Origin of the sequence: Bradyrhizobium sp. HKCCYLRH2015 (assembly GCF_051168215.1) — a bacterium.
GTDB lineage: Bacteria > Pseudomonadota > Alphaproteobacteria > Rhizobiales > Xanthobacteraceae > Bradyrhizobium.
In genome coordinates this window covers 107,084-118,270 of sequence record NZ_JBNPUO010000004.1, presented here as the reverse complement: position 1 = coordinate 118,270, position 11,187 = coordinate 107,084, and the positions used below count along the sequence as shown (strand labels likewise).

Annotated in this window: 10 protein-coding genes and 1 pseudogene; 8 read left to right on the top strand and 3 right to left on the bottom strand. The window is 66.0% G+C overall.

Annotated elements, in window-relative coordinates; genetic code table 11:
• Positions 1-90: 90 nt before the first annotated feature.
• Both ACQR1H_RS11720 and ACQR1H_RS11715 read right to left on the bottom strand, forming a co-directional pair.
• Positions 91-354, bottom strand: a pseudogene (locus ACQR1H_RS11720) (dicarboxylate/amino acid:cation symporter); the annotation flags it as partial.
• Positions 355-391: 37 nt separating this feature from the next.
• A complete protein-coding gene (locus ACQR1H_RS11715; protein ID WP_315800157.1) occupies positions 392-1,591 on the bottom strand; it encodes a pyridoxal phosphate-dependent aminotransferase in 1,200 nt (399 codons plus the stop codon).
• A 152-nt stretch (positions 1,592-1,743) separates the two neighbouring features.
• On the opposite strand from ACQR1H_RS11715, the gene ACQR1H_RS11710 reads away from it, so the two are divergent.
• Both ACQR1H_RS11710 and ACQR1H_RS11705 read left to right on the top strand, forming a co-directional pair.
• Positions 1,744-3,138, top strand: a complete 1,395-nt coding sequence (locus ACQR1H_RS11710; RefSeq protein ID WP_315800158.1) for a M48 family metalloprotease — start codon at positions 1,744-1,746, stop codon at positions 3,136-3,138.
• 127 nt (positions 3,139-3,265) lie between these two features.
• Positions 3,266-4,030, top strand: a complete 765-nt coding sequence (locus tag ACQR1H_RS11705; protein WP_316180758.1) for a DsbA family protein — start codon at positions 3,266-3,268, stop codon at positions 4,028-4,030.
• A gap of 121 nt (positions 4,031-4,151) precedes the next feature.
• Here ACQR1H_RS11705 and ACQR1H_RS11700 read toward each other — a convergent pair whose 3' ends face one another.
• Complete coding sequence (locus ACQR1H_RS11700) at positions 4,152-4,820, bottom strand: GntR family transcriptional regulator (RefSeq protein ID WP_434907696.1); 669 nt, start codon at positions 4,818-4,820, stop codon at positions 4,152-4,154.
• Positions 4,821-5,000: 180 nt separating this feature from the next.
• Between ACQR1H_RS11700 and tcuA the strand changes: the two genes are divergently transcribed.
• From tcuA to accC, 6 genes are all read left to right on the top strand, one after another.
• The gene (tcuA, locus tag ACQR1H_RS11695) at positions 5,001-6,416 is read left to right on the top strand and encodes an FAD-dependent tricarballylate dehydrogenase TcuA (RefSeq protein ID WP_434907577.1); all 1,416 of its coding nucleotides are present in this window, start codon (positions 5,001-5,003) and stop codon (positions 6,414-6,416) included.
• Positions 6,403-7,500, top strand: a complete 1,098-nt coding sequence (tcuB, locus tag ACQR1H_RS11690; RefSeq protein ID WP_434907576.1) for a tricarballylate utilization 4Fe-4S protein TcuB — start codon at positions 6,403-6,405, stop codon at positions 7,498-7,500. Before tcuA ends, tcuB begins: the two co-directional genes overlap by 14 nt.
• 173 nt (positions 7,501-7,673) lie before the next feature.
• A complete protein-coding gene (locus ACQR1H_RS11685) occupies positions 7,674-8,432 on the top strand; it encodes a DUF1236 domain-containing protein (RefSeq protein WP_434863603.1) in 759 nt (252 codons plus the stop codon).
• Positions 8,433-8,695: 263 nt separating this feature from the next.
• A complete protein-coding gene (aroQ, locus tag ACQR1H_RS11680) occupies positions 8,696-9,175 on the top strand; it encodes a type II 3-dehydroquinate dehydratase (RefSeq protein ID WP_315800163.1) in 480 nt (159 codons plus the stop codon).
• Between the two features lie 51 nt (positions 9,176-9,226).
• Complete coding sequence (accB, locus tag ACQR1H_RS11675; RefSeq protein ID WP_315800164.1) at positions 9,227-9,712, top strand: acetyl-CoA carboxylase biotin carboxyl carrier protein; 486 nt, start codon at positions 9,227-9,229, stop codon at positions 9,710-9,712.
• Positions 9,713-9,795: 83 nt separating this feature from the next.
• Positions 9,796-11,145 carry an acetyl-CoA carboxylase biotin carboxylase subunit gene (gene accC, locus ACQR1H_RS11670; RefSeq protein ID WP_315800165.1) on the top strand — a complete coding sequence of 450 codons (1,350 nt, stop codon included), beginning with the start codon at positions 9,796-9,798 and terminating at the stop codon, positions 11,143-11,145.
• Positions 11,146-11,187 lie beyond the last annotated feature (42 nt).

Genomic DNA, 11,187 nt, shown 5'->3' with positions numbered 1-11,187 from the left:
ATGCAAAACGCCCGGCCAGATGGCCGGGCGTTTTTCATATGGCGTATGGCGATCGTTCCTGGCCGTGACGACCGGAGGCCGCTCAAGCCACGTCACGGCCGTCTCGACATCCGACGGATCGATCTGCTGATTGAGCCGTCTCTGCAGGAGATCATGGTCGCGTTCGTCTTCCCGCCACGAGACGAACACGGCGGCCGTGCCGTTGCCGGTGATGTTGGTCGGCGCACGCGGCTCGCGCATGAACTCGTCGGTCGAGCACACGATCGCCATGCCCGGAACCAGGGCCGGCTTCACGACCGACAGCGTTGCGGCCAAGGTGACGAAGACGGCAACGTCAACGCCGCTCGTGCCCTTCAATGACGAAGGGTGCACAACCGACCTCACCCGCGCCCTAGCCTAGCCAGCGCGCGATCCGGGCCACCGCCTCGCGCATGTCCTCGGCCGAACGCGCATAGGAAAAGCGCACGAAGCTGCGGCCGTGGATCGGATCGAAGTCGACGCCCGGCGTGGCGGCCACATGGGTCTCCTCCAGCATCCGCTTGGCGAAGTCGAAACTGTCGGAGGTGAAGTCGGACACGTCGGCATAGAGGTAGAAGGCGCCGTCGGCCGGCAGGAACCGGGTCAGGCCGGCCTTCGGGAAACCCTCGATCAGGATGCGGCGGTTCTCCTGGTAACCGTGCTTGATGGCCTCCATCTCGGCCCGGCCGTCGAACGCCGCTTCCGCCGCGATCTGCGACAGGGTCGGAACCGAGATCGCGAGGTTCTGCTGCAGACGCTCGATCGGCCGCACCAGCGCATCCGGCACCACCATCCAGCCGATGCGCCAGCCCGTCATGCAGAAGTACTTCGAGAACGAGTTGATGATCAGGGCCTCGCTCGACAGCTCCGCCGCCGTCACCGCCGGAAACGCGTAGTCCAGACCGTGATAGATCTCGTCGGAGATGAAGCGGATGCCGGCATCGCGTGCGGCTGCAATGACGCCGCCCAGCGCCTCGCGCGACATCATGGTGCCGGTCGGATTGGCAGGGCTTGCCACCAGCACGCCCTTCAGCGGCGTCTTGCGGTGCGCGGCGAGCAGCGCCTCGCCGGTCAAAGCGTGACGGTTCTCCGCCGTGGTCTCGATCAGCACCGGCTCGCAGCCCAGCGCCGTCAGGATGTGGCGATAGGGCGGATAGCCCGGCACGGTCACGGCCACGCGGTCACCGGGCTCGAACATCGCCAGGAACGCCAGGATGAATCCGGCGGAGGATCCCGTCGTGATCACGATCCGCGCCGGATCGATCTCGCAAGCATGCGTCTCGCGATAGTGCCGTGCGATTCGCTGCCGCAGCGACAGCAAACCCAGCGCCGAGGTGTAGTCGATGCGGGCCTGATCGAGCGCGGCATGCGCGGCCGCGATGGCCGCTCGTGGCGCAGCCGCCGCCGGTTGGCCGACCTCCATGTGGATGACATGTCCGCCGCCCGACTCGATCCGCTCGGCCGCAGCCATCACGTCCATCACCATGAACGGTGGAACATTGCTGCGCGCGGACGGCGCCGTCAGGTTGGCGATCCGCTGTTCCAATGTCGGTATCACTGTCGCATCCACCATCGATATCTGCTATTGACCCCGGCTGTCCGGACCCGCTCCGTGAACCGGTCGAGGTCAGCCCATGGGCCTCGTTCGCCGCAGATGAGCCGCATTCCGCCGTTTGGTGGGCAATAGCCCGTCTCGCGCCTCGCGCCAATTGCAAAGATCGCCTGATGTCGCTCCGTATCGTTCTTCGCAAGAAACTGTCCGGCGGGCTTGCCGCGGTCGTCGCGGCGGCCGTGACGCTGGCGCCGCTCGCGCCTGCGTCGGCGCAGCAGGGCAAGGGACCGCCGATCCTGCGCGACACCGAGACCGAGGTGCTGCTGCGCGAATATACGCGGCCGATCCTGCGCGTCGCCGGGCTCGAAAAGCAGAACATCCAGATGGTCATCATCAACGATGCGTCCTTCAACGCGTTCGTTGCCGACGGCCGCCGCATCTTCGTCAATTACGGCGCGATCCTGCAGTCGGAAAATCCGAATCAGCTGATCGGCGTGCTCGCGCACGAGACGGGCCATCTCGCCGGCGGTCATCTCGCCAAGCTGCGCCAGCAGCTCGCCACCGCGCAGACCCAGATGATCATCGCCACCATTCTCGGGGCCGGCGCCCTCGCCGTTGGCGCGCGCGGCGGCGGCAGCGGCCTGGCCAATGCCGGCGCCGCGACGCTGTCGGCCCCGGGCGAGGTCATCCGCCGATCGCTGTTGTCGTATCAGCGCCAGCAGGAGGAGAACGCCGACCGTGCGGGGGTGAAATTCCTCACCGCGACAGCGCAATCGCCGAAGGGCATGTACGAGACGTTCAAGCGCTTCACCAATGAGAGCCTGTTCGCCGCGCGCGGCGCCGACCCCTATCTGCAATCACATCCGATGCCGGCCGATCGCGTCGAGGCGCTCGAGGGCCTCGCGCGCCAAAGCCCCTATTGGGACAAGAAGGACGACCCCGCACTGCAGCTGCGCCACGACATGGTCCGTGCCAAGATCTCGGCCTTCATGGAACGGCCGGACACGGTGGCACGGCGCTATCCATTGTCGGACACCGGCCTGCCCGCCCGCTACGCCAGGGCAATCTCCACCTACCTGCATGGCGACCTGCGCAGCGCCCTGAGCCAGATCGATGGCCTGATCCAGGTGCAGCCCAACAACCCCTATTTCTACGAGGTCCGCGGCCAGGCCCTGCTGGAGGGCGGCCGCCCCACCGAGGCGATCGCCCCGCTGCGCAAGGCGGTGCACCTGTCCAATAACGCCCCGCTCATCGAGATGTTACTTGGTCAGGCCTTGGTGGCATCCGAGAACAAAGCCTACACTGACGAAGCGATCTCGATCTTGCGCGCGGCGGTCGCGCGCGAATCCGAGGCGCCGCTCGGCTATTCCCAGCTCGCGATGGCCTACGGTCGCAAGGGCGATTATGCGGAGGCGGATCTGGCCTCGGCGCAGGCCGCCTTCCTGCGTGGCGACAACAAGACGGCGCGCGAGCTTGCCTCGCGTGCAAAAACCCGCTTCGCGGTCGGCTCGCCGGGCTGGGTCAGGGCCGACGACATCGTCACGGCAAAGCCGCTTTCCGGCCAGTAGGGTGTCGGACAGCGGGGGTTGGCGCCCGCTGAAGTTTTGAACTACTGCTATCATCCGATCCAGAATATCAGAATACCGTCACGACCATCGACAAGGACCCGATCATTTGACCCAGAGGACCTCCTTCATGCCGTCAGTCCGCACGCTCATTCCCGCGATGTTGCTCGCGCTTTCGCTCTGCGGCGTGCCTCAGCTCGCGTCGGCGGAGAGCTTCTCCGACAGCCAGCGGGGCGAGATCGAGACCATCGTCCGAAACTACCTGATCGCGCATCCCGAGGTGCTCGAAGAGGCGATGGCCGAGCTGCAGAAGCGTCAGACGGCGGCCGAGGCGGCCAAGCACGAGGCCAGCGTCAGCAAGAACGCCGAGACCATCTTCAACTCGCCGCGCGGCGTCGTGCTCGGCAACAAGGATGGCGACGTCACCTTCGTCGAGTTCTTCGATTACAATTGCGGCTACTGCAAGCGCGCGATGGCCGACATGATGGAGCTGATGAAGAGCGACCCGAAGCTGAAGGTCGTGCTCAAGGAATTTCCCGTGCTGAGCCAGGGCTCCGTCGAGGCCGCACAGGTCGCGGTTGCCGTTCGCATGCAGGCCCCGCAGAAATATCTCGACTTCCACCAGAAGCTGCTGGGCGGCCGCGGCCAAGCCGACAAGGCCCATGCGCTCGCCGTCGCCAAGGATCTCGGGCTCGACATGGCGCGCGTCGAGAAGGACATGGCGAGCCCCGAGGCCAAGGCGACGATCGAGGAAAACTTCAAGCTCGCCGAGGAGATGGGCATGAACGGGACGCCGAGCTACGTGATCGGCAAGCAGGTCGTGATCGGCGCCGTCGGCGTCGAGGGCCTGCGCGAGAAGATCAGCACGGCCCGCTGCGGCAAGGCGAGCTGCTGAGCATATCTGCCAAAGCGTCTCGCCATCATGGGATCAATCGAAGGCCGGCTGTCTCAGCCGGCCTTCTTCTTTGCCGTGAGCCGGTGAAGAAGCGACAGACCGGTGGCGGCAGCGCCCTCGCCTATCCCTTCAGCCTCATGCCGAGCCGGGTTCGAAGTGCCTCGCGGATGTGCCCGCGTGCAATCGCCTCGGCCCGATCGGGATCGCGGATCGCGATCGCCTCGATCAGCTTACCATGCTCGGCCGCGGCTGTTGCCGCACGTCCTTCGGCCGCAAACGTCGTGGTTCCCAGCAGCGCCGTCGCGACATGCATGTCCTCGAGGGCGGCGTCGAGATAGCGGTTGCGCGCGGCGCGCTGGATCGCACCGTGCATCAGCCGGTTCAGCCGCGCCAGCTCGGCGGCGTCCCCCGCGCTGACAAAGCTCGCATGAATGTCGCGGAGCGCCGCGACCTCGGCCGGCACGGCATATTGCGCGGCGAGCCGGGCCGCGGCGCCTTCGAGAATTTCCCGCATCGCGTACAGCTCGAGGACTTCGTTCTCGTCGAGACTGCGCACGATCAGGCCGCGTCCACCGGCCGGCTGCACCCACCCCTTGGCCACCAGCTTGCCGAAGGCCTCACGGACCGGCGTCCGGCTGACTTCCAGCTTCTGCGCCACCTCGTCCTCGCGCAGCCGGTCGCCGGAGCGGTAGACGCCATTCTCCAAGGCCCGGCACAGCGCGCGAAACACCGCCTCGCCGAGAGAGACATTGTCGCGATCGATGGTGAGCGTAGGGCTTCCTGAGGACATGGCTGCAATGTCTCGCATGCGCGCGTGTGACGACACCATCTCTTGCATATTTTTGTATACAATAGTATACGAAATCATGTGCTGTTCGAACGGGTTTAAGCCCGGTTTCCATCCATCGACCGAGCCATTGCCGAGGGGGCGCGAGAACGTCCGCTCGCGGTATGACAGGACGAGCCGGATATGACGGCCGAGCATGCCATCGCTGAGCATCCGCGGGCCTATGATGTCGTGGTCGTCGGCGGCGGCAACGCGGCCCTCTGCGCCGCCATTGCGGCCCGGCGTGCCGGCGCATCGGTCATCGTGCTCGAAGCGGCCTCGAAGTTCTATCGCGGCGGCAATACGCGCCACACCCGCAACATGCGCTGCGCCCATGACGCGGCGACCGCGACGTTGAGCGGCCCCTACACCGAGGACGAGTTCTGGGACGATCTCCTGCGCGTCACCGAAGGCCAGACCAACGAGCAGCTGGCGCGCCTGATGATGCGCGAGTCCAAGGACATGCTCGACTGGATCGTCGAACAGGGCGTGCGTTTCCAGCCCTCGCTCGGCGGAACGCTGAGCCTGGGGCGGACCAACTCGTTCTTCCTGGGCGGCGGCCGGGCGATGCTCAATGCGCTGTATCTGACCGCCGAGCGGCTCGGCGTCGACGTGCGCTACGAGGCCGAGGTGGTGGGGCTGGAGATCGACGGCAACCGCTTCCGCGCGGCGATCGTTCAACACGGCAACGGCCGGATGCGCATCGGCGGCAAGGCGCTGGTGGCGGCCGCAGGCGGCTTCGAAGCCAATATCGACAAGCTGGTCGAGGGCTGGGGCGAGATCGCGCGCAACTTCCTGATCCGCGGCACGCCCAACAATCGCGGCACGGTGCTCGACATGCTGCTCGGCGCCGGCGTCGACAGCATCGGCGATCCGACCCAGTGCCACGCGGTGGCGATCGATGCGCGCGCCCCCAAATATGACGGCGGCATCATCACGCGGCTCGACTGCGTCGTGTTCGGCATCGTCGTCAACAACAACGCCGAGCGCTTCTACGACGAAGGCGAGGACGTCTGGCCGAAGCGCTACGCGATCTGGGGACGCCTGGTGGCTGCGCAGCCGGACCAGATCGCCTACATCATCTTCGACACGAAATCGGCGAACCTGTTCATGCCGTCGCTCTACCCCGCGATCGAGGCGGCCAGCATCGCCGAGCTCGCTGGCAAGCTCGGCCTCGATCCGGACAGGCTGACCGCCACCGTCGCGCATTTCAACGCGGCGGTGCGCGACGGACAATTCAATCCCGACATCCTCGACGATTGCCGCACCGAGAACCTGATGCCCCCGAAATCGCATTGGGCGCGCCGCATCGACAGCGGCCCCTACTACGCCTATCCGGTTCGGCCCGGCATTACCTTCACCTATCTCGGCGTGCGGGTCGATCACGCCGCAAAAATGATGATGAAGTCCGGCGGTCCCGCCGACAACATGTATGCCGCAGGCGAGATCATGGCGGGCAACGTGCTCGGCCGCGGCTACGCCGCAGGAATCGGCATGACGATCGGCAGCGTGTTCGGGCGCATCGCCGGCCGGGGAGCAGCGACACATGCAGCGCAGTGAGGCGTTGACCGAGGCGGATCGGCTGATGACGATCTGCAATTCCTGCCGCTATTGCGAGGGACTCTGCGCCGTGTTTCCGGCGATGGAGATGCGCCGCGCCTTCACGGGCGGCGACCTCAACTATCTCGCCAATCTCTGCCATGCCTGCGGCGCCTGCTACGTCGACTGCCAGTTCGCGCCACCGCACGAGTTCGATGTTCGCGTCCCCTCCGTCTTGGCCCGGGTGCGGCACGAGAGCTATGCCGACTATGCCTGGCCGCGCGCGCTGGCGCCGCTGTTCAGGCGCAACGGCCTCGCGGTGTCGCTCATCGCGGTGATCAGCATGGCCGCGTCCATCCTCGGCATCGTGGCCTTCAACGATCCGGCCGCGGTGTTTGCAGGCCGGCACGGCCCCGGCTCGTTCTACGCGCTCATGCCCCACAACGCGATGGCACTGTTGTTCGGCGCGGCCTTCCTGTGGGCCATCATCGCCTTCATCATGGGCGCCCGGGCCTTCTGGAATGACATCGGCGAGCCGAGCTCGACCCTGACGCGGCCACGTCCACTGCTGCGCGCCGTCCGCGACGCAGCCAGCCTGCGCTATCTCGATGGCGGCGGCGTCGGCTGCTACAACGAGGACGAGCGGCCGCGCGACACCAGGCGGTTCTATCACCAGCTGACGTTCTGGGGCTTCATGCTCTGCGTCGCATCGACCAGCGTTGCGACGCTCTATCACTATCTTCTGCACCGTGAGGCGCCGTATCCATTGTGGGATCTGCCGGTCGTGCTCGGCACGCTCGGCGGATTGGGCATCGTGCTCGGCCCGCTCGGACTCTACACCGCCAAGCGCAGGCGTGAGCCTGCGATGATGGATGCGGGCAGTCTCGCCATGGACGTCGCGTTCCTGGCGATGCTCGTGCTCACCGGCGCAACCGGTCTCGCCCTCCTCTTGCTACGCGAGACCAGCACGATGGGCCTGCTGCTCGCGCTCCATCTCGGTGCGGTATTCGCGCTCTTCATCACGATGCCCTACGGCAAGTTCGTGCACGGCCTCTATCGATTCTTGGCTCTCGTCCGCTACGCGCGCGAACGTCACGGCGCGTAGCTCATGCGAGCGCGACTGATCGCCACGATGGTCATGCGGCGTTCATGACCCTGAGCATCCGTTCATAAGGTTGCGATCTGCGACATTTTTCCGGAACGATCGGAGACGCACGGAACGACTCCTACTTCCTGCCGTTGTCGGCGCGGGCAGTGCCAATACGAGGAGGATAGAGGATGACCAATCGCTTGATGGTATCAGTTGCTGCAATCGCGCTCCTGGCGGGTGCAGGTTTTGCTCATGCGGAAGGTGCCGGCGGTGCGGGCGGCGCAGCTGGACAGTCCGGCGGCGCAGCCATGCAGGGCGGCGCGACCGGCGGTGCTGCCGGCGGAGCATCGAGCGGCGGCATGAACGCGCCCGGCGGCGCGATGCATCGCGACAGCGCCTCGCCTGCGGCCGGCGGCGCGTCCGACATGCGCTCCAGTCAATCGGAACAGAAGCCCGGTGCGACCAAGAGCCAGCACGCCGAGGACGGCATGAAGGGCCCGGCCACCAAGGGCGCGAGCACCGAGAGCGACAGCAAGGGCGGCGCCAAGAACATGAAGGCCGAAGGTCGCGAGGGTCGCGACAACAACATGAAGGCCGAGGGTCGCGACAGCAAGACCGGCACCAGCACCAATGCCGAAACCAAGACCGGCACCGAGCGTTCGCAGACCACCACCGGACAGGCCGGCGCCGCTGCCAAGCTCACCACCGAGCAGCGCACCAAGATCACCACGGTGATCCGCAGCCAGCGCGTCGAGCCGGTGACCAACGTCAACTTCAACATTTCCGTCGGCACAAGGGTGCCGCGCGAGGTTCACTTCCACCCGCTCCCGACCGAAGTCGTGACGATCTATCCGGAGTGGCGCGGATATGACTTCATCCTGGTTCGCGAGCAGATCGTCGTGATCGATCCTCACACCTACGAGATCGTCGCGGTTCTCAACGTCTGATCCCGACCAGGCAGGCGACGAGAACGAGGGGCGGGCAGCAATGCCCGCCCCAACCTATTGCGCAAAGCGCGCGCGGGAGCCATCACACGCAACGCGTGCAGTCCCGTGGACAAAGCCGGTTGTTCAGCAATTTCGTACTCTTAAGACGGTTTTTCGTGTGACGGACCAAGCCTCGGTCAGCCTACCCGGCTGCCGAAAGGCTTCCCCTTGGCGGCTTTGTTACCTATAACGCCGCCCACTGCCGCCACACCGCCGGGATGGGAATGGCCGACGCCGCGCACAACACGATCTATGTCCTCAACGGACCCAACCTCAACCTGTTGGGCACCCGCGAGCCGGAGACCTACGGCCATGCCACCCTGGCAGACGTGGAACGGCTGTGCGTCGAGACGGCCGCCCGCTTCGGCCTGACGGCGGAATGCCGGCAGTCGAACCATGAGGGTGTGCTCGTCGATCACATCCATGAGGCCCGCAGCCGCGGTGTGGTCGGAATCATCCTCAATGCCGGCGCCTACTCTCATACCTCCATTGCCCTGCACGACGCGCTGATGGGGGTGAAGATTCCCACCGTCGAAGTGCACATCAGCAACATCCACGCCCGCGAGAGCTTCCGGCACCATTCTTTCACCGCGAAGGCCGCGTTTGCCTCGATCTGCGGCTTCGGCATCGACGGCTACCGGCTGGCGATCACCGGCCTCGCCGCCAAGATCGGCGCCAAAGCCGTCACGCAGACCGACATCTAGCGCAAGCCTGACGTCACAGTCCTCACGCATCCCAACGTTCCGGATCAGATCATGGCGCCCCAGCCCGACGACAAGACCATCGCGAAATCCGAAGACAGCCAGCTCATTCGCGAGCTCGCAGCGCTGCTGGATGAGACCAGCCTGACCGAGATCGAGCTGGAGCGTGCCGGCCTTCGCATCCGCGTTGCCCGCAACGTGACCGTTGCGGCGGCCGTCCATTCGGCCATCGGAGCCGCCACCGCTGGCGTTCCCGTGGTCGCGGCCGCCACCGCGGCAGCCGCCGGCGCGGACTTGTCAAAACATCCCGGCGTGGTGCCCTCGCCCATGGTCGGCACCGCCTACTGGGCGCCCGAGCCCGGCGCCAAGCCGTTCGTCGAGGTCGGCTCCAAGGTCTCGGTCGGCCAGACCCTGATGATCATCGAGGCCATGAAGACGATGAACCAGATCCCGTCGCCGCGCGCCGGCACGGTGACGCAGATCCTGGTCGAGGACGGCCAGCCCGTGGAGTTCGGCGAGCCGCTCGTCATCATCGAATAAGCGCGACTAGCGGACGGCGACGAGCGAATGGTCCGCCATTCCACGTCCGCCGCTCACTACTCGCCACTCGCGCCCGAGGCACAATGTTCGACAAGATCCTCATCGCCAATCGCGGCGAAATCGCCCTTCGCATCCTCAGGGCCTGCAAGGAGCTCGGCATCTCCACCGTCGCGGTGCATTCCACCGCCGACGCCGATGCGATGCATGTCCGTCTCGCCGATGAAAGCGTCTGCATCGGGCCGCCGCCGTCGAAGGACAGCTATCTCAACATCCCCGCCCTGCTCGCCGCCTGTGAAATCACCGGCGCCGACGCCGTGCATCCCGGCTACGGCTTCCTGTCGGAGAACGCGCGCTTCGCCGAGATTCTTGCGGACCACAATCTGCATTTCATCGGGCCGAAGGCGGAGCACATCCGCCTGATGGGCGACAAGATCGAGGCCAAGAAGACGGCCAAGCGGTTGGGTATTCCGGTGGTGCCCGGCTCCGACGGTGCGGTGACGCCCGACCAGGACGCGATGGCGATCGCCAAGGAGATCGGCTTCCCGGTGCTGGTCAAGGCCGCCGCCGGCGGCGGCGGCCGCGGCATGAAGGTCGCCCACACCGAGGCCGATCTGCAGCTGGCGCTGACCACAGCGGCCAACGAGGCGAGATCGGCGTTCGGCGACGCCTCGGTCTATCTGGAGAAGTATCTGCAGAAGCCGCGCCACATCGAGATCCAGGTGCTCGGCGACGGCCGCGGCGGCGCCATCCATCTCGGCGAGCGCGACTGCTCGCTGCAGCGCCGCCACCAGAAGGTCTGGGAGGAAGGCCCCTCCCCGGTGCTCGATGCGGCCGCGCGCGCCAAGATCGGCAATACCGTCGCCAAGGCGATGCAGGAGCTGAAATATATCGGCGTCGGCACCATCGAATTCCTCTACGAGGACGGCGAGTTCTATTTCATCGAAATGAACACGCGCATCCAGGTCGAGCATCCCGTCACCGAGATGATCACCGGGATCGACCTCGTGCTGGAGCAGATCCGCATCGCCGCCGGCGGCGACCTGCCGATGAGCCAGGACCAGGTCGTCATCAACGGCCACTCGATCGAGTGCCGCGTCAACGCAGAGAACCCGGTCAGCTTCCGGCCCTCGCCCGGCAAGATCCAGCAGTACCATCCGCCCGGCGGCCTCGGGGTCCGCATCGATTCCGCCGTCTACCAGGGCTATGTGATCCCGCCCTATTACGACTCGCTGGTCGGCAAGCTCATCGTCCACGGCAAGAGCCGGGTCGAGTGCCTGATGCGGCTGCGGCGCGCGCTGGACGAGATGGTGGTCGACGGCATCGAGACCACGCTGCCGCTGTTCCGCGCCCTGGTCCGCGAGCCCGCGATCATCGACGGCGACTATCACATCCACTGGCTCGAGCAGTATCTGGCCGGCCAGAAGACCGACTGAGCGGCCGCATTCAGAAAACTGTCATCCGAAGCGGAACCATCC

What these genes read in the sequence shown, in the direction of transcription:
- ACQR1H_RS11715 (WP_315800157.1), bottom strand. Translation starts at nt 1,591, where the DNA reads ATGGTGGATGCGACAGTGATACCGACATTGGAACAGCGGATCGCCAAC.
- ACQR1H_RS11710 (WP_315800158.1), top strand. Translation starts at nt 1,744, where the DNA reads ATGTCGCTCCGTATCGTTCTTCGCAAGAAACTGTCCGGCGGGCTTGCC.
- ACQR1H_RS11705 (WP_316180758.1), top strand. Translation starts at nt 3,266, where the DNA reads ATGCCGTCAGTCCGCACGCTCATTCCCGCGATGTTGCTCGCGCTTTCG.
- ACQR1H_RS11700 (WP_434907696.1), bottom strand. Translation starts at nt 4,820, where the DNA reads ATGTCCTCAGGAAGCCCTACGCTCACCATCGATCGCGACAATGTCTCT.
- tcuA (WP_434907577.1), top strand. Translation starts at nt 5,001, where the DNA reads ATGACGGCCGAGCATGCCATCGCTGAGCATCCGCGGGCCTATGATGTC.
- tcuB (WP_434907576.1), top strand. Translation starts at nt 6,403, where the DNA reads ATGCAGCGCAGTGAGGCGTTGACCGAGGCGGATCGGCTGATGACGATC.
- ACQR1H_RS11685 (WP_434863603.1), top strand. Translation starts at nt 7,674, where the DNA reads ATGACCAATCGCTTGATGGTATCAGTTGCTGCAATCGCGCTCCTGGCG.
- aroQ (WP_315800163.1), top strand. Translation starts at nt 8,696, where the DNA reads ATGGCCGACGCCGCGCACAACACGATCTATGTCCTCAACGGACCCAAC.
- accB (WP_315800164.1), top strand. Translation starts at nt 9,227, where the DNA reads ATGGCGCCCCAGCCCGACGACAAGACCATCGCGAAATCCGAAGACAGC.
- accC (WP_315800165.1), top strand. Translation starts at nt 9,796, where the DNA reads ATGTTCGACAAGATCCTCATCGCCAATCGCGGCGAAATCGCCCTTCGC.